Annotated in this window: 24 protein-coding genes; 14 read left to right on the forward strand and 10 right to left on the reverse strand. The window is 37.1% G+C overall.

The window, feature by feature from the left end; all coding sequences use genetic code 11:
- Positions 1–663 carry a tetratricopeptide repeat protein gene (locus tag QMD71_03035; protein ID MDI6839822.1) on the forward strand — a complete coding sequence of 221 codons (663 nt, stop codon included), beginning with the start codon at positions 1–3 and terminating at the stop codon, positions 661–663.
- 46 nt (positions 664–709) lie between these two features.
- Here QMD71_03035 and QMD71_03040 read toward each other — a convergent pair whose 3' ends face one another.
- Positions 710–2,596 (reverse strand): vWA domain-containing protein, encoded by a 1,887-nt coding sequence (locus QMD71_03040; GenBank protein MDI6839823.1) that lies wholly within the window; start codon positions 2,594–2,596, stop codon positions 710–712.
- 717 nt (positions 2,597–3,313) lie between these two features.
- On the opposite strand from QMD71_03040, the gene QMD71_03045 reads away from it, so the two are divergent.
- The 6 genes from QMD71_03045 to QMD71_03070 are packed head-to-tail and all read left to right on the forward strand — an operon-like array spanning position 3,314 to position 7,164.
- On the forward strand, positions 3,314–3,991 hold the full coding sequence (locus QMD71_03045) for a rhomboid family intramembrane serine protease (GenBank protein MDI6839824.1): 678 nt from the start codon (positions 3,314–3,316) through the stop codon (positions 3,989–3,991).
- Between the two features lie 3 nt (positions 3,992–3,994).
- Positions 3,995–5,275 (forward strand): phosphopyruvate hydratase, encoded by a 1,281-nt coding sequence (eno, locus tag QMD71_03050; GenBank protein ID MDI6839825.1) that lies wholly within the window; start codon positions 3,995–3,997, stop codon positions 5,273–5,275.
- A gap of 48 nt (positions 5,276–5,323) precedes the next feature.
- Complete coding sequence (locus tag QMD71_03055; GenBank protein ID MDI6839826.1) at positions 5,324–5,560, forward strand: septum formation initiator family protein; 237 nt, start codon at positions 5,324–5,326, stop codon at positions 5,558–5,560.
- On the forward strand, positions 5,557–6,090 hold the full coding sequence (gene coaD / locus QMD71_03060; protein ID MDI6839827.1) for a pantetheine-phosphate adenylyltransferase: 534 nt from the start codon (positions 5,557–5,559) through the stop codon (positions 6,088–6,090). Before QMD71_03055 ends, coaD begins: the two co-directional genes overlap by 4 nt.
- On the forward strand, positions 6,087–6,908 hold the full coding sequence (locus QMD71_03065; protein MDI6839828.1) for a PHP domain-containing protein: 822 nt from the start codon (positions 6,087–6,089) through the stop codon (positions 6,906–6,908). Before coaD ends, QMD71_03065 begins: the two co-directional genes overlap by 4 nt.
- A gap of 34 nt (positions 6,909–6,942) precedes the next feature.
- A complete protein-coding gene (locus QMD71_03070) occupies positions 6,943–7,164 on the forward strand; it encodes a HypC/HybG/HupF family hydrogenase formation chaperone (protein MDI6839829.1) in 222 nt (73 codons plus the stop codon).
- Positions 7,165–7,194: 30 nt separating this feature from the next.
- Here the strand turns inward: QMD71_03070 and QMD71_03075 are convergent, their stop codons facing one another.
- The 5 genes from QMD71_03075 to QMD71_03095 all read right to left on the reverse strand — a co-directional run bounded on the left by QMD71_03075 (position 7,195) and on the right by QMD71_03095 (position 12,387).
- Positions 7,195–8,214 carry a mechanosensitive ion channel family protein gene (locus QMD71_03075; protein ID MDI6839830.1) on the reverse strand — a complete coding sequence of 340 codons (1,020 nt, stop codon included), beginning with the start codon at positions 8,212–8,214 and terminating at the stop codon, positions 7,195–7,197.
- An 81-nt stretch (positions 8,215–8,295) separates the two neighbouring features.
- The gene (locus QMD71_03080; GenBank protein ID MDI6839831.1) at positions 8,296–9,411 is read right to left on the reverse strand and encodes an N-acetylmuramoyl-L-alanine amidase; all 1,116 of its coding nucleotides are present in this window, start codon (positions 9,409–9,411) and stop codon (positions 8,296–8,298) included.
- A gap of 40 nt (positions 9,412–9,451) precedes the next feature.
- Positions 9,452–9,883: an SsrA-binding protein SmpB gene (smpB, locus tag QMD71_03085; protein ID MDI6839832.1), complete on the reverse strand. Its 432-nt coding sequence runs from the start codon at positions 9,881–9,883 to the stop codon at positions 9,452–9,454.
- A complete protein-coding gene (amrB, locus tag QMD71_03090) occupies positions 9,873–11,267 on the reverse strand; it encodes an AmmeMemoRadiSam system protein B (protein ID MDI6839833.1) in 1,395 nt (464 codons plus the stop codon). Before amrB ends, smpB begins: the two co-directional genes overlap by 11 nt.
- Before the next feature lie 232 nt (positions 11,268–11,499).
- On the reverse strand, positions 11,500–12,387 hold the full coding sequence (locus tag QMD71_03095; GenBank protein MDI6839834.1) for a UPF0164 family protein: 888 nt from the start codon (positions 12,385–12,387) through the stop codon (positions 11,500–11,502).
- 166 nt (positions 12,388–12,553) lie between these two features.
- Here QMD71_03095 and QMD71_03100 point away from each other — a divergent pair, with 166 nt between their 5' ends.
- The 7 genes from QMD71_03100 (at position 12,554) to QMD71_03130 (ending at position 19,819) form a co-directional block, all read left to right on the forward strand.
- Complete coding sequence (locus QMD71_03100) at positions 12,554–13,720, forward strand: deoxyguanosinetriphosphate triphosphohydrolase (GenBank protein MDI6839835.1); 1,167 nt, start codon at positions 12,554–12,556, stop codon at positions 13,718–13,720.
- Positions 13,721–13,746: 26 nt separating this feature from the next.
- The gene (locus QMD71_03105) at positions 13,747–14,103 is read left to right on the forward strand and encodes an isoprenylcysteine carboxylmethyltransferase family protein (GenBank protein ID MDI6839836.1); all 357 of its coding nucleotides are present in this window, start codon (positions 13,747–13,749) and stop codon (positions 14,101–14,103) included.
- Positions 14,087–15,004, forward strand: a complete 918-nt coding sequence (locus QMD71_03110; GenBank protein MDI6839837.1) for a DUF2330 domain-containing protein — start codon at positions 14,087–14,089, stop codon at positions 15,002–15,004. Before QMD71_03105 ends, QMD71_03110 begins: the two co-directional genes overlap by 17 nt.
- Positions 15,005–15,109: 105 nt before the next feature.
- Positions 15,110–17,314, forward strand: coding sequence for a signal peptide peptidase SppA (sppA, locus tag QMD71_03115; protein MDI6839838.1), 2,205 nt, complete (start codon positions 15,110–15,112; stop codon positions 17,312–17,314).
- A 10-nt stretch (positions 17,315–17,324) separates the two neighbouring features.
- A complete protein-coding gene (locus QMD71_03120) occupies positions 17,325–18,092 on the forward strand; it encodes a hypothetical protein (GenBank protein ID MDI6839839.1) in 768 nt (255 codons plus the stop codon).
- A 34-nt stretch (positions 18,093–18,126) separates the two neighbouring features.
- The gene (locus tag QMD71_03125; protein ID MDI6839840.1) at positions 18,127–18,768 is read left to right on the forward strand and encodes a DUF3108 domain-containing protein; all 642 of its coding nucleotides are present in this window, start codon (positions 18,127–18,129) and stop codon (positions 18,766–18,768) included.
- 25 nt (positions 18,769–18,793) lie between these two features.
- A complete protein-coding gene (locus QMD71_03130; GenBank protein ID MDI6839841.1) occupies positions 18,794–19,819 on the forward strand; it encodes a sugar phosphate nucleotidyltransferase in 1,026 nt (341 codons plus the stop codon).
- 61 nt (positions 19,820–19,880) lie between these two features.
- On the opposite strand, the gene QMD71_03135 is transcribed toward QMD71_03130, so the two are convergent.
- The 4 genes from QMD71_03135 to QMD71_03150 are packed head-to-tail and all read right to left on the reverse strand — an operon-like array spanning position 19,881 to position 23,632.
- Complete coding sequence (locus QMD71_03135) at positions 19,881–21,035, reverse strand: KamA family radical SAM protein (protein MDI6839842.1); 1,155 nt, start codon at positions 21,033–21,035, stop codon at positions 19,881–19,883.
- Positions 21,036–21,070: 35 nt separating this feature from the next.
- Positions 21,071–21,565, reverse strand: coding sequence for a GNAT family N-acetyltransferase (locus QMD71_03140; protein ID MDI6839843.1), 495 nt, complete (start codon positions 21,563–21,565; stop codon positions 21,071–21,073).
- Positions 21,537–22,586, reverse strand: coding sequence for an ATP-grasp domain-containing protein (locus tag QMD71_03145; GenBank protein ID MDI6839844.1), 1,050 nt, complete (start codon positions 22,584–22,586; stop codon positions 21,537–21,539). Before QMD71_03145 ends, QMD71_03140 begins: the two co-directional genes overlap by 29 nt.
- The gene (locus tag QMD71_03150) at positions 22,586–23,632 is read right to left on the reverse strand and encodes an ATP-grasp domain-containing protein (GenBank protein ID MDI6839845.1); all 1,047 of its coding nucleotides are present in this window, start codon (positions 23,630–23,632) and stop codon (positions 22,586–22,588) included. The genes QMD71_03145 and QMD71_03150 overlap by 1 nt, the downstream gene beginning before the upstream one ends.
- Between the last annotated feature and the right edge of the window lie 160 nt (positions 23,633–23,792).

Here is a 23,792-nt window from a genome sequence, read left to right on the forward strand (position 1 = left end):
ATGGCTAAAAGAGTTTTAAAGAAAGAATTGAAGAAAAAGGATAGATTTATAGAAAAGGGGATACAGTTTTTTGTTTGGACTCGTAAACATAAAATACAAGTAAGTTCAATAATAGTGGGAATTTTAGTGATAGGTATAGTGTTGATGTGGTTCTATTATTCAATGCAAACAAAACAAAAGAAAGCAAACCACGAATTCTTTCAAGCACTCACAGCCTATGGAATTGGTAATATGGAAGAAGCACTAACACGATTTGAAGACATATCAAGGTTATACCCGCGAACTGAGCCTGGTATAAAATCCATTTATTGGCTTGGTAATATTTATTATTTTCAAGGTCGGTATAAAGAGGCACGTAATAAGTTTCAAGAGTATCTTAAAAGAGGCAAAGACATAATCATTCTCCCGGGTGCGTTACTTGGGGTTGGTGATACATATATGCAAGAAGGCGACTATTTTTCAGCATCTCAAAAATATGAAGAATTGGTAACACGTTACCCAAATTCTTCGCTTATTCCTAGAGCCTTATTTCAGGGACTTAGGTGCTATCAATTTCTTAATCAACCAGAACGTGTAAAGTCAATTATCCAGACCTTAACCAAAAACCACCCCAATTCACCATACACCAGAAAAGCACAGAGTCTGATAATAAATCTTATGTAAACTAAAATGAAGAATATTGATATGCAATAATTTCTACACCACTACCCTATTTTCTGAGAAAAATCCATTCTAAGGATAGCAAGATAATAAGTATAATGAAAAAAATTGGATATTGTGTCGGATTCAGTTGTATTTTAGATTTAATTGGTTTAAGTTTTATATCTAAATTTTTTAAATTCTCTCCATAGCGTCCACCTGATACTTGTGATATTGTTTGCAGGAGATGCAAATTTGGGTCAAGGTTGTAAAATTCAAGATTAGAAGTCACAAAGAAAGTCCCTCTTGCTCTTCTTTTATCTTCTGGATAAGCCTGCCTTGACTCGGCGATGCATGCCTCATACTCGTACTCTCCTGGATACAAGAAATCAATAACTCCTTCATATCTACCGTTCCCAAGTGAATAAAGTGAAACGGCTTTTTGTAAAATTTTAGGTTTCGCACTCCACACTTTAACAATAATTTCACATTTTGTGTCCGGTTCGTAATCTTTAGTATAAGCTTGAGCCTTTAATATTATCCTCTCCCCCACTGGATAAGCTGGCTCTGTCTCTACCCATAGTGTAGGCAGTTCTATGGGTTTGGTGACAAGTCTTACAATTTTATCCCAGAACTTAACTCCTGGATAAAAATTCCATCTCCATAGGTCTTTAGCTGCTATTCCAACCACTATCCCTTTGTTATACTTCATCTCAGCAATTATTGGTGTAGCTTGTGTTCTGCATAAAACCTTACTCCCCCCTTTAATTCCTAAAACTGAGTAAACCTCTTTTAATGGTGGTAATTCTTCTGCTCCAAAAATATCAAAACCAGCTTCAACTTTTACAGGATATCTCGTCTTCAATTGTATTGGATGCCCAATAATGAATGGTGATACACTTTTGCAAGCAGCGCCTAAAATAATAACCCCCATTCCATTGGATACAAGTTTCTCTATATTAGGGTATTCAAACTCATCTAAAACAACCACATCATAAGCTGTTTTAAAATCTGGCGCTCCAACAACCCCATTTTTAGATAACCATTTCTCTTCGTCAAGTTTTACCCAGTAGTTGAATTCAATATTTTGGTTCTCTTTAAGTTCAAGTTTTGCAAACTTAAAATTCCAACTCGGCATCAAAGCAAACCAGCCTACTTTTATTCTTGACTTCAATATACGGATACCAAACTCTCTTTTATTGTTCTCATAGGATAACTCCTCAGGGAGCTCAGAAATGCCAACTTCATACAAGTGCGTCCCTGGGACATCGGGAATTACTGAGAACTCTACCTCTTTTTGCAATCCATTTTTTGGTAATAATATTTCCTTTTTCTGTAAGATACGACCTCTTTCTTTAAGTATTGCTTGAACTTTTTGCTCTTCATACCCCTTCTTTTCAAATTTTGCTTTGATTACCACACTATCTTTGGTATAAGCTATTTTGTTACAAGCTATCTCTGTGATAAATATATCTTTATGGATAGAATCAAGTTTAATAGTATATATAGGTATATTTTTATATCGTGCAACCTCTACTGGGTCAGGACCTGAGTTATTGATTCCATCGGTTAAAAGCAGGTATGCGGCTGGATTAGGAGTCTCAAGTATGGCATTTCCTATGTTAGTTTCTTCCCCTTTGATAGTTATAGAATCTCTCATCAGGTATGGATGAGAATCAAATCCATATATTTTATTTCTAATCTTGAGTTCAGCTATTACTCTCTTTGCACTTTCAAGCCTCCCCCCTACTTCCATTGATTTTGATGTATCCACAAGTACAAGAAGCCACGGTCTACTCCACAGTACGAGTTCACAAATTGGCTCAAATATGAAGCCAAGCACAAGAAGGAAAGATACAATTCTAATAATTTTAGGTATCTTTCTCTCCTTTTTAAATAATAGAGTTAAGAAAATTAGGGCTAATAAAGCTAAAATAAAGAGAAAAAAGGTTGTCATTTTGCAAACACCTTTAAATTAGATTGCTTCGTCGCTTTGCTCCTCGCAATGATAAGAAAAGACTCCTCACAACAATGGCAACCCTTATTTTAGAAAAACTTACCTATACTTATTTTAACTATATCCTAAATATAGAGATTTGTAAATAAAAAATTTAAACGCAAGAGAAAAATGTAATTACGCACAAAAACCCTCTATTTTTGATTTTTTTGACCTTACCTTACGTTTTTTTCCTATACTCCCCACTATTTCATGGCAAAAACTTAACAGTTAGCTGTAATTTAGTAAAGAAAGTAATAAAACGTAGCATTTTAGCTTAAAAGTGATAAAAAACTTGCTTTGTTGAATAATTCGCTTTACAAAACTTGCAACACCTTGATTGACACCGATTTATGAGATTCTTCACTTCGTTCAGAATGACAAGGTCAAAATTGTCTAAAACCAAATCAGAGGTTGAAAATCAAAGGTGCCAAAAATATTTATTCAACAAAGCAAGGTTTTTTTATTTTGCAAAATTAAAAATGTTATTTCTTTAATCTTATGCAGTCCTACTTTGTGGCTTTACGCATTATTTGGGATTATCAATGCCCTTAGAACTGACCGGATACTATGCGTGGTACCCGTATGGTGGAAATAAAAGTGCATAGGAAAAGAACATGAGTAGGGAGTGCATTTTTTACTTGCAAATTGAATAGACTTGGAATATTATTTATAATAATGATTCCATTAAAGGACGATAATCAATTAAATAGATTCCCAATCTTTACAATCTTAATCATTGCAGTTAATGTATTCTTATTTGGATATGAGGTATGGCTTGGTAAGGGGATAGAGGCTTTTGTAACAAAGTTTGGCTGTATTCCTTACGAGATTACACATGGAGTTGATTTATTTCCTTACCTTGATTTTCCTGTATATTTTACTTTAATCACTTCAATATTCCTTCATGGCTCATGGTTTCACCTTCTTGGGAACATGTGGTTTTTATTCATATTTGGTGACAATGTTGAAGACTGGCTTGGTCGTGGTAGGTTTATTTTGTTTTACTTAGGATGTGGAGTTGCAGCCAGTCTCGTTCAAATATTGTTTCACCCAATGTCTAAGGTACCAACAATTGGTGCATCAGGCGCTATTGCAGGAATTATGGGAGCATATCTTATTCTTTACCCAAGAACCAGAGTGCTTTGTCTTATTCCATTTTTTATATTTTTTAGGATTGTTAGGCTACCTGCATTTTTATTCCTTGGAATATGGATAATGTGGCAGCTATTTTCAAGTATGGCCACTTTCCCTGTAGGCACAAACATTGCATTCTTTGCCCATATAGGTGGCTTTTTTGTTGGCCTTTTTTTTGTTAGGTGGTTGAGAAACCGTAAATTAATAGGATGGAGGTAATTTATGAGTAAAATTGTATCATTACAGGCAAGGGAGATTCTTGATTCAAGAGGCAATCCTACAATTGAAGTAGATTGTGGACTTGCAACAGGTATCTGTGGTAGAGTATCTGTCCCTTCTGGTGCATCTAAAGGGGCTTATGAGGCAATTGAACTAAGGGATGGTGATAAGAGGTATGGTGGTAAAGGGGTGCTTAAGGCAGTTGATAATGTAAACAATAAGATTGCAAAAAAGCTTGTTGGAATAGATGCCATGAAACAAGAAGAGATTGACCGTCTCTTAATTGAGCTTGATGGTACTCAAAACAAATCAACTCTAGGCGCCAATGCATGCATAGGGGTATCACTTGCAGTTGCTACTGCCTCTGCATTGGAGCTCGGCTTCCCTATTTATAGGTATATTGGAGATATAGGGAGGTACAACCTCAAGATGAACACCTTACCTGTTCCAATGTTAAATGTCATAAATGGCGGCGTCCATGCAGATAACAATCTTGATATACAAGAGTTTATGTTAGTCCCTGCTGGGGCTAAAAATTTTAGAGAAGCAGTAAGGATGGGAGCAGAGGTCTTTCATACCTTAAAGAAATTACTTAAAGAGGCATGTTACTTTACCGGGGTAGGTGATGAGGGTGGCTTTGCTCCCAACCTCAAATCAAATCAGGAGGCGTGTGAATTTATATTGAAAGCCATAGAGACGGCTGGCTACAAACCTGGCAATGATGCATGGATTGCAATTGATGCAGCAGCAACCAGCTTTTATAAAGATGGTAAATATGTAATAGAAGGTAAGTCGCTCTCTACTCGTGAGCTTATAGATTTTTATAAAAGTTGGGTAAGTAAATTCCCAATCCTATCTATAGAGGATGGGCTTGCTGAAGATGACTGGGCTGGCTGGCAGCAGCTGACAAGTGAACTTAGTGATAAAGTTCTAATAATAGGCGACGACTTATATGTGACAAATGTGGCCCGTCTTAAGAAAGGTATAGAACTATGTGCTTCAAATGCAATCCTAATTAAGCCAAACCAGATAGGAACATTGACAGAGACTTTAAATTGCATAGATGTCGCCCAAAAAGATGGCTACAAGTGTGTAATCTCACACAGGTCAGGTGAGACAGAGTCCACATTTATAGCTCACCTTGCTGTAGGGACTGGCGTTGGAATTATAAAAGCAGGCTCAATGTCAAGGTCTGAGCGGATAGCTAAATACAACGAATTAATGAGGATAGAGGAAGAGCTTGGCAATACAGCTGTGTATCCCGGAATTGATGCCTTTAAGTAAAAATACACAGATAGATACAGATATGAATACGGATGGACACAGAAAGTTATGAATGTGAAAAAGGTGATTATCATCCTATTTTTGATTGTATCTATTTATGTGCTTGTATTCAGCCCATGTGGGCTTGTAAAGATAATCTCAATTAGGCTCAATATTTGGAAGGTGCAAGATGAGATAAACATACTCAAGGCTAAAGAAATTGTACTTGAACGTGAGACTAAATTGCTTGAGAGTGATCCAGAATATATAAAGAGAGCCATTCGTGAGAAATTGGGTATAGAATGAGTAAACGAGCAGTATATCCTGGCACTTTTGACCCCATTACTAATGGGCATCTTGATATAATCAAGAGGGCACTTAATTTGTTTAAGTCTGTGATTGTTCTTGTAGTAGAGCATAGTGAAAAATCGCCAATGTTTAGTGTTAAAGAAAGGGTTAGATTTGTGCGTGAGGTTACAAAGATATATAAAGGGGTTGAGGTTGATTCATTTGATGGTTTACTTGTTGATTATATAAAAAACAAGGGAGCAAAAGTAATAATAAGGGGACTACGTGCTATATCAGATTTTGACTACGAGTTCCAGCTTACCCAACTAAATCGTAAGCTTTGTCCTGAAATAGAGACTATATTCATTATGCCGGGTGAAGAGCATTTCTTCTTATCATCAAGTATGGTAAAAGAAATTGCCTCGCATGGCGGCGATGTAACTCAATTTGTGCCTAAAATAGTAGCTGATGCATTAAAGAAGAACACCAGGATAAACACAGATAGAAGTAAAACACGAATAGACACGGATAAACGGAGTAATGTATGAAATTAGTTGACCTCCATATTCATACCATATTTTCGGATGGTACACTTTCACCTCATGAAGTAGTGAGGCTTGCTGCTTCAAAAGGACTCTCTGCTATAGCTATAACTGACCATGATGAACTTAGCGGTCTACCTGATGCAACTGAGGCGGGTAACCAATTTGGGATTAGCATAATTTCAGGAGTTGAGCTTTCAGGTAGGCTAAAAGATAAAAGTGTGCACATACTTGGCTATTTTGTGGACAAAGAAAACCGAGAGTTAATTAATTTCATACAGTCTATGAAACAATCAAGATTTGACAGGGCAGAAAAAATTGTTGAAAAACTAAATGAGCATGGTATTTATATAACGATTGATGATATAAAAATACGCTCCGGGTTAGGTGGCATTGGCAGACTCCATATAGCAGAGACACTTATGGATGCCGGTGTAGTGAAAGACACACATGAGGCATTCTCAAAGTATATAGGTTATGGTAAGTCTTGCTATGTCTCAAAGTCAAATATATCTACTAAATTCGTTATAGAGCTTATCATTAAGGCGGGTGGAATCCCTGTTATTGCACACCCGTCATTACATGATACAGAAGATTTAATATCAGAACTTATAAACGAAGGGATTATGGGAATTGAAGTTTGGTATCCAACACATTCTGAATCACAAGTTAAGAAGTATCTTGAGATAGCTAAAAAGTATAGACTTGTACCTACCGGTGGTTCAGACTCACATGGGACACGACCAGGATACCCGGGAATTGGCGAGTTTACTATACCTTATGATGTTTTAGATAGGTTAATAGAAGCTAAAAATAGGATATAGAATACAGTAGGTAGGATACGGATAACTTTTATTTATGTGCTTAGGAATTCCGGTTCAGGTAATAGAAATTAAAGAAAATAGTATGGCGATAGCTGAAATAGGTGGAGTGAGACGTGAAATTTGTATCGCTCTTGTGCCAGGAGTAAAGATTGGTGACTGGGTCATCCTGCACGCCGGGTTTGCTATTCAGATACTTGATGAAAAAGAAGCTAAAGACACCCTTAAACTCCTTAAAGAAATAAGTTTATTGAGTTAATAGAGTTTGTAGAGTTTATACAATCTTCTTCTATGGACCCGACTTAAATTCAATAGTTCTTATTGGGAACGGAATCACAATACCTTCATCTCTGTATCTTTTACGCAGCCTTTTTATAAACTCATGAATTATAAGATATCGTGCAACATATTCTTTTGCACGAAGGACGACAGTAAATTTTATACTGGAATCAGCAAAAGTATTATATCTTATAAACGGCTCAAACCCTGGCACACCACCAGGGATTTCAGATAACACCTGCTTAGCTACATCAATAGTTACCTTCTCAACCTTATCTAGGTCAGAGTCATAGCTCACCCCCACATCTACAAGTACAGCTAACTCTGGTTCCGGTGAATAGAAGTTAGTTATTTGTGTATTGGAGAGTTTTAAATTTGGAATTATAACTTCATTATTTGGTAATGTTCTAATCCTTGTACTACGCCAGCCAATCTGTGTCACATAGCCTTCTTCGCCTGATTCCAGCTTTATATAATTACCGACACTGACAGGCTTATCTATCAAAATATGAATCCCTGAAAACAGGTTTGATAAAGTATCCTGCAGTGCCAATGCAATAGCTAAACTTGCTACCCCTAACGAAGCTATTAAAGGAGTTATTGATATACCAAATGAGTTGAGTATAATCAAGCCAATAATTGCTAACATAACAACTCTGAAAATTGTCTTTAGTACAGTGCCTGCTGTCTTTATAAACTCTATACGTTTTGAGTATACCCTAATCCAGTTGACAAATAATCTATCAAGAAATAATATTATTCCAAAAACAAAAATACAGATTGCTGTTATCTGTGTGTATTTATTTACCTTTGTCGGTAAATTGACTGCATCTATCCAGAGCTTGATTCCGAGTGCTAATAGGATTAGAATAAGGGGTGCAGAGATAGAATTAACTATTATATCATCAAATATACTATGAGTCTTCTTAGCTGTTGTCCTTAATAGCTTAACTACAACTGGAATCACAACAAAGAGTATTGCTATCCATACACCAAGCAAAACAGTTGGTAATAACCAATTAGTTAACATTATACCCTCCTTCTTTTATTAAAAACGAACAAAACGAATGACAGCGAATAATTTGCTATCATTCGGGTAATTCGTTACAGTTTAATAATTCATTTGCTCTTCATACCATTTCTTAAATTCTTGCACTCCTTTTACAATTCCAGTTGCAATTTTAGCACGAAAATCTTCATTTCTTAAATTCTCCTCTCCTTTTGTATTTGATATAAATGCAACCTCTATCAAACAAGCTGGCATATAAGTCCCGCGTAGGACAAAAAAGTTTGCCTGCTTCACTCCCCTATTATATGTAGAAGCAGAAGTTGAAATAAGACTCACAAGCTTACCTGCAAGAAAATTTGATTCCTTCAGAAATTCAGTTTGTGCCATATCCCATAAAATAGCTTCTACTTCTCCTCTATACTCTGGTAGCTCATACTTAAGACTTGCATTCTCTCTTGCCTCTACAGCCCTCTCCCATGTAGTCTTGGCAGGCGATAAGAAATAAACCTCAGTTCCACATCTTTCTTTAGACGAAGCATAATTACAATGAATTGATAAAAATAAGTCTGCCTTACACTGGTTAGCAATCTTTGTACGCTCTAAAAGTGAGATAAATGTGTCAATATCTCTTGTAATGATACAGGTAATGCCAAGCTCTGACTCAATAAGTTTAACTACCTTTTTTGCAATATCAAGCACTACATCTTTTTCTTTTAGCCCCTTATGGCCAACTGCACCTGAGTCATGACCTCCGTGCCCGGGGTCTATCACAATCTTTTCTATCCGCATCCCAATCCTGTAAGTACTAAGTTTATCACCTTCTATGTGTATATTTTGAGATAAGAAATACCCTATTACCTCATTTAAAACTGGTATAGGAAGCCAAAGCATATCTTTTGCAACTTTGGGTGCCACTGGCATATTTAGGAGCTTTGAATTTATTGTAATCCATGGATTATCTGGAATAAGGACGACCTTTTTACCTTGATACTCAACAATCCACCTGTGGCGGATTGAGTCGCATGAAACATTAAATCCAAATGCAAGTTGTAAATCATTTAGGTTAAAATAATTAAATCCATCTATGATTTGATAGTTAATATCATAGAAGTCCTGATTATATTCAAAAGTTAGTGATTTAGAGTAAATATTAAGTGGAATTAAAAGAGCTACTGCTATCCTGAAATAAATATTCGGGAGTAGTATCTTATCACTCACGTAGATTCTTCGCTATCGCTCAAATTGACAGTTTATAGCTCTAAATGTTTTGAGCCCTTATTTCTCTTTCAAGGTCTCTCATTTTAATAGCTTCACGCTTCTCGTATTTCTTTTTACCACGACAGATTGCGAGCTCAATTTTTACCTTACCTCGCTTGTTAAGATACAAAGCGAGTGGAATAAGAGTAAACCCCTTTTCAGAAACTTTGCCAATGATACGATTTATCTCATCCCTATGTAGTAGCAGTTTTCTATTACGCTTTGGGTCAATTGAGTTCCTTGAGCTCTCATAATGTGCTATATGGAGACCGATGACAAAGATTTCATCACCTAAAATCTTACAAAAGCTGTCTGATAGCGATACTTTACCTTCTCTTATAGACTTGACCTCAGGCCCAAGAAGTGAGACTCCTGCCTCATAGCGCTCAATAATATTATATTCATATCTTGCTTTCCTATTCTCAATCCTCATTTTGAGGTTCTTCACAAAAAACTTCTGCCTGAAACCGATAGATTTCAGCCTCCTTCCAGGCATCGGAAGGTAACCCTGCTTTCCAGCAAGTTTGTTCAATAAACTTATCCCTATCCCACTTATATTCTGTAGCTACCTGTGGCAACAAAAGGCCTGAATATACACCTTTCTTTATGTAAAGACCGTCGCGTCCTACCTGTATTTCATCTATAGATTTAACACGTTGAAGTGGGCTAAGCACTGATATCTCAATTTTAAGTTCTGCCAGCTCCTCCGGGCTCACTGGTGTAAACCTTGGATCCCCCATAGCAGCCTCTACTGCCATCTCAGCCACTGTTTGATAAAGTGGTTTAGCCGGTAAAATATAGCCAATACAACCACGCAGCTCATTATTCCGTTTGATTGTCACAAAACAGCCTCTCTTCTCTCTCATGCTTGTAAACTCTGGCGGATTTATCTTTTCTTTTGGAGCACCAGTTACTGCACGTGTTATTGAATTTCTTGCCAGCTTAAGTAGAAAATCTTTGTCCTCTTTAGATAACTTAGCTGTTTTAGGATTAATAAGCATAAAACTTGCATATCCAACTACATAGCCACTCATCATACCAGTGACATCACCAGAATTTGTTGAGTAAAGTAGCATCGCCTCTTTTGCACCAAGTTTCTGTGCTGCAAGCATACAGGTGACAATCGCACCACCACCACAAGCAGCACCACGTTCAGTAAAAGCTTTATGAAACCCTTCAATGTCATATTCACAGATTAAAGAAGTTGACTCTTTAACACTTAGTTTACACTCATCATAGTCATACCCATGATAAAAGTCAGATGATGCAACTATAAGTACACTCTTTCCCGTTACTGACTTAACTATAGCATCAGCAAGTATTTTACAAACTCCAATAGATTGGTCACCCATACAGATTGGGACAATCTTGAACTCCTTAAGTACAGTCTGAAGAAAAGGTAACTCTACCTCTAACGAATGCTCCTCCTGGTGTGGCTCTATCATACCAGTGATATATTTACTTTGAGGTGCTACCTCTTGTGAAATAATAGCTTCTGCAAGAGAAGAGTCTATTTCAACTTCACCAAGTGGTGTCTTAAATGAACCTGTCGGATAAACAGCTGCTCCCCTAAATGGGAACTGGTGTGACGGTCCAATAATTATCACTGTATCGTATTTTTTACCCTCAATTTGCTTAAAAGCATAAGAAGCTGTCTGGCCTGAGAATTCATAGCCTGCATGTGGCACAATAAGGCCGAAGATTTTAGCCTCTATTTTTTCTGGCACACTTTTTAGGAATTTCTGAATTGAACTTTTGAGCACTGCTGGATTCCCCGGATAAAATTGACCCGCAACAGCCGGCTCTCTTACATTCATATTTCTACCTCCATCACTCAATACTACTAAGTTTTACACAACCCTTTCCTTTAATTTATATATTAGTTGCTTAATTGTCAAGATAAAAAACAGAAACTGAAGCTCTTCTTTTTAAAGTGTAAACAGTTACTGTTTGTAATTAATTTTACTAATTGGAAAGTAGGATAAGTACAAGTTAAGATAATTAGGTGTAAACTTTGGGGCTGATGTTCAATAAGAAATCTTTTATAATTTAGAATATAATTGAACCAGAAATTCTTTTGACTAAGCCAAGGTCCGGATGGAACTTGACTCCATAATCAAGCTTTATTGTTCGATGAACTATGCCACAGCCGGCACTAAAAATTCCTTTGTCCCAACCGAGTCTAACAGCTAACCTTTGTTTCCACCAGTACTCAAACCCAATGTATGTATCTGTGTGTAGTGGCACAATCTCAGCCACCCTTTTTTCTGGGCTTGTATCAAATCCTAAACAAATGTTTAACTTACCAACAGTAAAATTATGGACTGCTGATATTCCTGTCTTTATAAGTGGCGATATCCAATCTCTTAGAGTAGTGTCTGACCCAAAAATCTCTGTCCCTGTCAAGTTGACAATGTTTACTCCATAAGTTACACCTTTAAAATCTGATAGTATACCTAAATCTGTTCCCACTCCATACGCAGTTGCTATATCCCAATCTCTAAATATGCATTTAATATTTAAACCAAGCTTAAATTTTGTAAACTCGCGTGCGTAAGAAAAGTATCCAACATAATCACATACATCTACATATTCATTAATATTTATGCCAGCCTCAGATGAGTCTGTAATTCCTATTTCAGGGACCCCAACCCAATAAAGTGCTACCCCTAATGTGTATGATGGAGCTGGATAAGTGATAGCAACTGTATTAGTTTGCACTATCCCGGCCTCAAAATCTTCTGAATGCATCAGGAACAGTTCACGATTTTTAACTCTCACAAGACCTGCCGGATTCCAGTAAAATGCAGTCGGGTCATCTGCAAGTGCAACAAATGCATTCCCCATTCCAAGAGCCCTTGCACCGACACCTATTTCCATAAATTCGCCTAAATATACATCACCAAAACCTAACAACAAACAAAATAGAAATAACATTTCTATTCTAAAATATTATATGATTACCTATTTGTCAACCAAAATAATTCATTGATGTAGACAGATTGATTTCAGTCTATCTCAATGATTATTCTCTTGACATTTGTTCGCCATTGATTTAAACTGAGTAGGGGTTTGATTAATCAAACCCCTACAATGACAAGTTATGCAGACAAGGAAAGAATTTGAAGAATTGGAAAGAAAAACACTCGCCCCTTATGCTATGAGGTCAGTTGAGACAAAGGGTAGAAAATATCATGAAGAAGAAGACCTATACAAGTCTTGTTATCAGAGGGATCGCGACCGTGTCATCCATTGTACTGCATTTCGTAGACTTGAGTATAAGACACAGGTATTTGTTAACCATGAAGGTGATTACTATCGGACAAGACTTACTCATACAATTGAAGTGAACCAGATTGCACGCACAATTGCACGTGCCATGAGACTAAACGAAGACTTAGTTGATGCTATATCACTTGCTCATGATATTGGACATACACCATTTGGACATGCAGGCGAGGAAGCATTAGCTGAGCTTATGAAAGATAGAGGCGGCTTTGAACATAATCGGCAGGGATTAAGAGTAGTAGATGAGCTTGAGGAGCGGTATCACGGCTTTTGTGGGCTTAATCTCACATTTGAAACAAGAGAAGGAATAGTTAAGCACTCTACTGTATATGATATACCAAACCTTGATGGTCTTCCTGAATTCCTGCCACCATCAGCACCGACACTTGAAGCTCAGGTGATAAATGTAGCAGATGAAATTGCGTATAACTCACATGACCTTGATGACGGCTTAAAGGCAGGCTATATTACTCTTGACCAATTAAAGCAGGTTACTCTATGGGATGAGCTATACTCCAAAATAAAGGAAGATTTTAAAGAGGTGAGACCTCAAGATGAGACACTATTGATTCATAAAACAATAAGAGCTCTTATAAATAGACAGGTTACAGATATGATTAACTATACAGATAGTAAAATAAAGGAACTTGGAATAAAATCAGTTGATGATGTAAGAAAACATAAACTGATAGTTAAGTTAAGTCCAAATGAGATGAGGCTACAGCGTGAGCTTAAAGATTTTCTTTTTAATAATCTCTATCTTCATTATAAAGTGGTCAAGATGAAGAACAAAGCAAGAAGGTATGTAGAAGCCCTTTTTAAGTTATATATTGATGATTTAAGACAACTTCCACCTGATTTTACTGCCCATCTTAAGCATACTGATAAATATCAAGTAGTCTGTGATTATATAGCAGGTATGACCGACCGCTATGTTCAGGACGAGTATGAGCGTCTATTTATGCCATATACTAAGATGTAAGATAGGGGGATAAGTATGTTGATAATATTGTTCGGAGTCTTGTTACCTGTTCTTTTCATTCTTTTCTCATGATATATTTTAGAAGAACGGAGACGCGACCAGACCTTGTAAGGCCCTCTAAATTAGTTACAACTGGCCCATATAGTACTGTAAGGCATCCTCAATATGCAGCAGGTATAATTTTTATCATTGGCTGGTTTTTAATTTGGGGTGGAATTTATAGCCTTTATGTGATGCCAATATTGATTATCTCCATATTGTTCCAAGCTCTTGTTGAAGAGAAATATATCTTAGAAAAGGAATTTGGAGATGGATACATAGAATATAAGAAAAAAGTAGGGATGTTTTTCCCAAAAAGGAGGTATCATGAAAAGGTTATATAGCAAATTTTGTTTTCTTTTGATATTTTTAACTTCTATTTCTCTTGCAGATAGGGGGATGATTTCAATTACAAGACCTGATATCTCAATATATGAGCCGGGTCAAAAAGCAATTATTGGGTGGGATGGTAATAATGAAGTTATGATACTTGCAGTAGATGCGCGTGCAGATACTGAGTGTAAGGTGCTTGAAATACTGCCTCTACCGTCAAAGCCTACAGTAGACGAGGGTAATTTTAAGTCGTTTGAAGAAATACAGCGTCTGATAAGGAAAAATGCACCCAGAATTGAAGCCCTCTACAAAGGAAGGGAACTGTTAGCACCCGGAGTTGAAATACTATTTCATAAGAAAATTGGACCCCATAACATTACTTGTGTCAAAGCTCTGGAATACCGCGAATTTGTGAATTGGATACTTAACTTTGTAAAGAGTCAAGGCGTAGATACTATTTCTATGCCTCACGAGCTCCTATATATTATCAACAACTACTTAAGAAATGGCATACAGCACTTTGTTTTTGATATTGTAGAACTTAGCAAAGAGACAAATAGTATAGTGCCTCTTATTTACAAGTTTAAATCTCCTTACTTATTCTTCCCATTACATATTTCAACTCTTGCAAAAGGGGACACGAGGATACAGGTATTCCTTGTTACTAAACATATTCCATGGCCGACAGCAGTTGAGCCATTTAGGATTGGTAAATACAGAGCTTACGGACCAAAAAGAGAGGGTGACATTATTTTCAAGGTCACAAAAGATGAGCTGAAGTCAATAGAACCTGCACTTGCAAAACTTATAAGGAACGATGCATGGCTTACAGCAATTGAATTTGAAGGCAATATAAGTGAACTCACAACTGACCTAAAGCTTAATAAGTTTTGTAAAATAATAGAAGAATGAAAATAAATGACGAAATCCCAATGACTAATGACGAATATTTTGATATTTGCATTCCTGCCCGCCGGTAGGCAGGTTAATTTTTAATTTTATTTAAGGAGGTGTGCTATGTTAAACATAATTTTATCCACTATTTTGTTCGCATCAGTTGGCTTTGAGGGTAGTTCTGTAAGCACTGCGAGGAGAGCAGGTTCTATATTTATTAATCCCGGTGGACTTGGAATAAATATGGGATACGAGTCAATATATGAGTTTAATGATGGTTGGCATAATGTTGGATTATGTATAGGGAATGTAGGATTGGGAGTTAAATTAAAGGATGGAATGAGACCTAATTTTGTGACTGTGACGGGGTCTAAGATTAGGGAATCAGTTTGGCTTGGATATGGGTATAAATTTGGAGCTTCCAAAGGAGGTGCGACCTCAAGCTATGAACTTGGAGCTATATATAGACCAAAAAAATTTGTCTCATTCGGCCTACGGACATCACTTGAAACTAAACCAGAACTAAGAGTAGGCACAGGACTTAGACCATGGACTGATAAAGTTACGGTGTTTTTGGATGCCATATACAAGAATTCACTTAAAAATTATCTGTATGGGATTGGGATTGAGCCAATTGATGGGATTATACTATCTTTTAAAGGAAATGAAGAAGGTGAAATAAAAATTGGTTTAGAAATATTGCTTGAAAAAGTAAAAATTGGGGGTAGCTCATACCGTGTCATGCTGAACGAAGTGAAGCATCTCAAAAGTGATGCATTTGTGCTCCTTTCACGTGATAAATATCCGAGTTTTAAGCGTCCAGCAAAGAAGTTGGTTGAGCTTACTATCAAGGGGTCTTATCCTGAAATGAAGGAAACTGCTAAGTATTTAGGACTCCAAACTACGAGGGAGCCCGCCTTTTATAATCTTCTACACAACATTGAATTACTCAGAAATAGGGAAGATGTAAATGGGCTACTTATCAACTTTGAGCCACATTCACTAAGTATAGCACAAGCTGAGGAGCTACGAGCTGAGCTAATTGAATTTAAGAAGGCTGGCAAAAAGATTATTACATTCTCAAATGAGTATGGACTTAGGAGCTACTATTTAGCTTCAACTGCAGATTATATTATCCTTACACCACTTGGAGATGTGATGATTCCAGGGCTTATGGCAATGAGGGTGTATATAAAGGGAACACTTGATAAACTTGGTATTGAAACTGATATTGAGAGGGTAGGAAAATATAAATCTGCATCTGAAATATTTGAAAGAAAGGATATGTCAGCTGAAGATAGGGAGCAAGTTGAGTCATATCTTGACGATATATGGAACCCTATGATTACGGAGATTGCAGAGAGTAGACAAATGGAAGTAGCTAAATTTGATGACCTTATAAATAAAGGTGTGTATTTTAATTCTGACGATGCACTTGATTCAGGGCTTGTAGATACACTTGCTTACAAGTGGGAAGTTGATGATGTAATTAAAGGGGTTATGGGTAAAAAGCTAAAAAAGGAGTCAATTGATAAATTCTTGGCTAAGAAAGAAGTCCCAAGAACTTGGAAAGAAGAGAAACAAAAAATTGCCATCCTAATGGCTGAAGGTTTAATAGTGACTGGTGAGAGTGGATACAACCTTACACCAATAATAGGCGGTAAGTATATGGGCTCAGAGACTATAACTGACATGCTTAACAAAATAAGAGATGACAAGTCTATAAAGGCACTGGTATTTAGAGTAAATTCAGGTGGTGGAATTGCTTTGGCATCTGAGATAATAGCACGGGCACTGAAGAGGGTATCTGAAAAGAAGCCTGTCATCGTGTCAATGAGTGGAGTTGCAGGCTCTGGTGGTTATTATATCTCATGTCTTGGTGATAAAATTGTTGCTGATAGGTTTACTCTCACTGGCTCAATAGGGGGGCTTGGTATAAACCTTGTCATGAAAGGGCTTTATGACAAGCTTGGGCTATCATGGGATACGGTTAAGATGGGTGAACATGCAGATTACTTATCTGGCCTGAGACATCTTACTAAAGAGGAGCGTGAAAAATTTAGACACGATGTTGAGTGGTATTATGAGAAGTTTGTAAGTCGTGTCTCAGAAGGGAGAAGACTCACGACTATGCAGGTAGATTCAATTGGACAGGGCAGAATATGGAGTGGCATAAGGGCAAAGGAAATTGGACTTGTAGATGAGATTGGTGGCTTACTTAAAGCAATTGAAATTGCCAAAAAGCAGGCTGGAATAAAAGAAGCTGACCTCATGATTTTCCCAAAACCTGAGAAAAAATTCTCACTTAAACTCAGCCCAAGATTTTAGTATTTTTCATGTGAGGTGTGCCATATTTAGGTTAATTGTTAAAGGTGTGATAACTGCTGTGATTGTGTTACCTTTATGTAGCCTTGCTTCTTTTGAGGCTATAGATTGTGAGCAGGAAAGTGTATTTGAGAATCCAGTATTGAGTATTAAACCTGGGCTTCAGTCCATATGGGTACAGGCTTTTGGAATCCTTCCTTATACAAGAGTCAGTTATTCTGCTCGACGCCTTGGAGTCGGGGTTTCAAACTTTGGTAATAATGATTATAGGGAGAATGAAATTCTATTAGGCTATAGTATAATGAAAGCTAATACAGTGTTCGGTATATCGGCTCGTGCAATGAACTTATGGATAAATGGTTATGGGTCAGATTTTGCACTCGGAATTGATATTGGGACAAATTTTCAGGTTACACATTCTACAAATTTTTATCTCACTCTATCAAATATCAATTTACCAAAAATCTCAGGTGAAGAAATCCCAAGCAGGGTTATGGGCAACTTTGTTATAAACCCCAGTCCTGACTTCAAGCTTACTGTCTCATTATACAAAGAATCGTGGTATCCAACAGAAGTTAGACTAAGTAATGAGATTAAACTATCAGCTCTTCTCAGTCTTATGGTAGGGTTAAAGAGCTATCCACAATCATTTAGTTTTGGTATTTTACTTTATCCTGGCAGGTTTGACATCTCATACAATGCAAGAACACATCCAACACTTGGGCTTACACATATATTTGGACTAAATATGAAAACAGACATTTTGTATGAGGGATTGTAGGGGTTTGATTAATCAAACCCTTATAGGTTCCAATATGGATTTAATTAAATTAATATTTATATTAAGTTTACAATTTACACAAGAGGAGCTTGTATACTTGGCAAGTTTTGGCTTCATAGATGCAGGTGAAATAAAGCTTGACCTAAAGAGAGACTCTTTAAATTATATAAGGTGTGAACAAGAGACAAAGGGACTCTTTTCTCTTGTTTACAGGGTTAAAGACTGGTATGAGTCTACTTCGGATAGTAATTTTGTTACCAAAAGATTTGAAAAAAGTGTAAGAGAGGGTCCCTATAGTGCATACCAACTTGTTAGTTTTAAAAATGGTTATGCCACATATCAGGATGGTGATTCAGTGTCTACAATTCAGAATGCTAAGGATATAATAAGTATCATATATTGGTTGAGGCTACAGGAGCTCATCCCGGGGGATACACTCATAGTCCCTCTGCACACGGATAAGTGGAATTATGAAATCAAGGTTTGTGTTGAAAGTGATACTTTAGATGGGAAGCCCTGTATTCTTGTAATACCGGACCTTCATGGGATAAGAGCTTTTGGGACACAGAGTGGGCTTATGCTTTATTACAATGAATTAAAAATACCGGTGCTACTCAAGATTAAGTTCGCATGGGGGTATATACAGGCTAGACTTACACACAGAGAATGGAGATGAGATATATCTGTTTAAATCAATAAATATGGTTTATGGAGTAATTCTTGCTGGAGGACGAGGGGAGCGGTTTTGGCCTGAGTCAAGGAGGAAGCATCCTAAACAGCTACTCCCAATTGTGTCTTCTCAACCAATGTTACTCGAAACTGTAGATAGGATACTCCCACTCATCCCAATTGATAGAATTATTATAGTTGCTGGCAAAGAACTAAAGTCATCTATTAAGAAACTACTTCCTAATGCGTGTTTACTATTAGAGCCATTTGGTAGGAATACTGGCTGTGCCATTGGGTATGCCACTATTAACCTCAATCCGGCTGATATAATGGTTGTACTTCCAGCAGACCATTACATCCCGGACCGGGGCAAGTTTTTGCAAGCACTGGATGTAGCAATCAAATTTGCTAAAAAAGGATGGCTCACAACATTTGGGATTGTGCCTACACGTGCAGAAACTGGGTATGGTTATATAGAAATAGGAAATAAGATAGATATAAATGTATATGAGGCAAAAGGATTTAAGGAGAAACCAAATCAAAAACAAGCTCAAAGTTTTGTCCGTGAGAAGCGATTTCTTTGGAATTCAGGTATGTTTATATGGACTCAAAAGAATATACTCAATGCTTTTCGTACCCATATGCCTGAGTTATACCAGGATCTATTAAATTTTAGAGCCAAAAAGATTTCGCTTCTTACTCTTTATAGGAGAGCCTCAAATATATCTATAGATTACGGAGTAATGGAGAAGGCAACAAATGTGGCTGTCGTGAGATCAAACTTTATTTGGGATGATATTGGGTCGTGGCTTGCACTTGAGCGGCTTTACAAGGCAGACAAGTACGGGAATATAAAGGCCGGCCTCCATAAAGGGCTGGGGACAAGGAACTGTATCGTTGTCTCAGATAAAGGGGCTATTGCTACTATTGGTATATCTAATCTTATTATTGTTAAGAGTAAGGATGCAGTCTTTGTGTGCGACAAGCATAGAGTAGGAGATATTAAAGAACTTGTACGTGAACTATCGCAAGACAAAAAGTTTACAAAGTATCTGTAATCGTTGATTTAAACAGATAGTAGAAATAATTAGCTTTCATTTTATCAGTCTACATCAATGATTATTTGCGGAAATTTATGCTTATTTGTGTATAAGCTGGAACTTTACATTTTACAGTTTGACTCTCTAATTCTTGATTAGCTTCAGATGGCTGTGGGTAACAGTACACTCTGCCTAAGTAGTTTCTAAATATAACCTTCTCTTTACTTACTTTTATCAGATTATTTGGCGTTATAGCTACTTTACCACCGCCCCCAGGGCTATCAATAACAAAGTGAGGGACAGCCAGCCCAGAAGTGTAACCAGCTAAATTTTTCATTATTTTCAAGCCCTCCTCCACTCTTGTACGGAAGTGTTTTGTTCCTAATGTTAGGTCAGCCTGATAGATATAATATGGCTTTACCCTTATAGTTAGTAGTTTAAGCATCAATTGCTTAATAGTAGATGAGTCGTCATTAACTCCTCTTAAGAGCACAGTTTGGTTACCGAGAGGTATTCCTGCATCAGCTAATGTTATACATGCTTTACTGGACTCAGTTGTTATCTCGTCTGGATGATTGAAATGTGTATTAATATAGAGTGGATGATACTTCTTTAGCATATTGACAAGTGTATTAGTTATCCGTGAAGGTAAAGTTACTGGCACACGTGTTCCTATCCTTATTATCTCAACATGCTGAATTTGGCGAAGTGGTTGCAATATTCTTTCAAGCTTTTCGTCTGTCAAAAGTAGTGGGTCACCTCCTGACAGGATAACATCTCTCACGCTTTTGTGGTCTTGAATATATCGTAACCCATCCTGTATGCTATCTTCGTTAATAATTGATGGTCGTCCTATTCTACGTTTCCTTGTACAGAACCTGCAATATATAGCACACTGATTAGACACAATGAATAGCACTCTGTCAGGATAGCGGTGGACAAGGTTTCTGACTGGGCTATCTCTTTCTTCATTTAATGGGTCTATTACACCTTCAGTATCTAAAAGTTCTAATGGGTCTGGTATAGCTTGTTTCCAAAGTGGGTCTCCCGGATTACGAATGAGTGATAGATAATACCGGGTGATTCGCATTGGATACTTTTTAACTACATCTTCAATTAGGTCAAAATCGTAGTCTTCAAACATTCTTTCCCGTAAAACGGGATTAGAAAAGTAGCCTTTGAGGTCGGTAACGCTTCTCACACTCTTCTTTAACTCTTCTTGCCATGTCTCCATATTAATGCAGGTCTCCTTGGTCCCTGTCCCCGCCCCTATGCATAGGTGCGGGGTATATCTTTCATATAAATAAGTTTATCATCACCTACTTTATAGAAATCCGGTATTTTTGCTATTAATTTGTATCCCTTTTTAGTGTAGAACTGGCGTGCCTTTTCATAGTCATCTTTTGAAGATGTCTCAATAAAAATCTTGCGTCCCCCTCTTATTTTTATATCTTCCTCCAGCTCCTTAAGCAAGCGTGAACCAAATCCTCGATATTGGCTATCTTTACGTACTACTATCCAGTAAATATCAAAGACACCATCAGTTAGTGGTGTTCGTCCATAGCAAGCATAGCCTTCCAATCTGCCACTATCGTCAGTAGCAATCTTAAATAGATATTCAACCTCCTCTTCCTTATGTTGACTTAATCCATATGATACAAGTTCAAGTGCGCATCTGATTTCTTCATCTGTAAAAAGACCTGTTTCTTCTACCAAAGTCTTTATATCTTGGTAATCAGACGGCAATAACTCTCTTATCTTCATACTTGCCTCCCCCAATAGGAGTTAAGACGAGTACCTTTTCTTCCATCCCCAGTGATATAATTTGTGTAATAAGGTCTGTATAACTTAAACCAGCTGCCCGTGCTGCCCTTGCAAAGCCTGCTTCATAAGATATATCCGGGTTGGGATTAACATCAATGATAAAAGGCTTACCTTCTTTATTTAGTCGCATGTCAATTCTGGCATAGCCACGTAAACCCAACACTTTAAAAGATTTAATTGCAATATCCTCCATTTTCTTTTTCTCGTCTTCTTTAATTATTGCTGGACAAACCGGCTTTGTGCGCTTGTATTCCATACTCTCTGTTTCCCATTTAGCTCGATAAGTCACAATTCGAGGTAAGTCACTTTTCCAGCGTAGGAATTTTATTTCTGACAGAGCCAAAATTTTTGGGTTCTCATTCCCTAAGAGACTAACAGAGATTTCTCGTCCGTCAATAAAAGACACTACCAGTGCTTGCTCGTTTAACTCATCAAAAAATTTTGTTAATGCCAATTGTAATTCTTCGTTATTGTTGACAACAGATTGCATATTAATACCAATACTTGCATCCTGTCTTCTCGGTTTGACAATAGCTGGAAAACTGGACCAGTCAACCTCAGATGGTGAGTTAACCACTTCAAATTGAGGTGTAGGTAATCCTGCTCCCGTAAGTATATATTTTGTGTAAACTTTATCCATACAAATACCTAATGCCAAAGCTGTATTCCCTGTAAATGGTAGGCGGCTTGCTTCAAGGAGTGCAGCAAATTGGTATTCACCACTTGCATCGTCTGAAATACCTTCTACTAAATTAAATACAATATCCGGATTGATGCGCTTAATTTCTTTGATAGCTAAATAAGGGCCTTCTTTCACTGGAATGCATACAACATCATAACCTGTATTAATGAGTGCCCCTTTTACATACTTTATTTCTTGGTATACATTTGACTCATTAGCTAAAAAATGAGAGCCATCAACCACAGATTCACGTAAGTTGTATGCAATTACCACCTTCATCACATTTTACTCTTTGATTTTTGATATTTGATATCACTAAGCCGCCACCGTTTGGCAGAAATATTGAGTACAGCATTAATAAGGTCAGTGTATGACATCCCCTTAGCACGCGCTGCTTTTGGGAAGCAAGAATTATCCTCAGGACGCGGCAAAATACCTGGGAGTGGATTGACTTCTATTACATTGAGGACTCCATTAGAATCAAGTCTTAAGTCAATTCTACACCAATCCTTTATGTCAAGCACTTCCCATGTTTTACGACAGGTAGCTTCAATCTCCATTTTTAGGCTATGCGAAATCTTCGCCGGGCATTCAAATATATTTAGTGGTTTATCCGGTGTATCCCATACCCATTTAGCTTCGTATGAATAGATAGGAACAGCTTCCTTTGGTAGGGCATCAAATTTCATCTCAACAATTGGTAATATTTCAAGATTAGGTAGGTTGCCAAGTAAAGCGCATGTAAATTCACGGCCTATGATAAATTCCTCTACCAAAGCCGGTTGCTGGTATAGGCCTACACATTTGGTAACCAATTCCTTAAGCTCTTTATAAGAATAAGCTACTGAGTGGTTATTAATCCCTTTACTTGACCCTTCCCTGACTGGTTTAACAATAAGTGGGAACTCTAAATCAACTAATTTAGCTGAATAAGAATTAAACACTTGGAAGCGTGGGGTTGGTATTTTGTGATAAGATAGTATTTCTTTAGTCCTTGCTTTATCAAGACATATAGCTAATGTAAGTGGATTTGACCCAGTATAAGGGATGCCAAGCATCTCAAGTATAGCTGGCATCTGTGATTCTCTTGCTATCCCGTTGGTACCCTCAGCAATATTGAAGACAATGTCTACATTTGACTGGCGTAGAAATTCAAAAGCATCAGCATTTGCTTCAATTAGGGTTACTTCGTGAAAAACTGAGAGTGCATCAGCAATAGCTTGAACCGTCTCTATGCTATCGCATTCAGCGTAATAATCTGGGGTTGGTGGAGGTTTTTCAGCCTCCTCGTCTTCTTTTAAATTATATAATAAAGCGACTTGCAATTAAGCTAACTTACCTCTTTTATATATAATACATTCTTATATTTTGTCAAGTTTTTTTTAAAAAAATGTTACTTTTCAGCAAAAATGTCCTCTTTTATTTTTTAAGTAAAATGTCCTCTATCGCTGAAAATATGGTATATTCTTTGGCCGAAAGGAGGAC

The organism is bacterium (genome assembly GCA_030018315.1).
Classification (GTDB): domain Bacteria; phylum Hydrothermota; class UBA3073; order JACQXS01; family JAGMCI01; genus JASEGA01.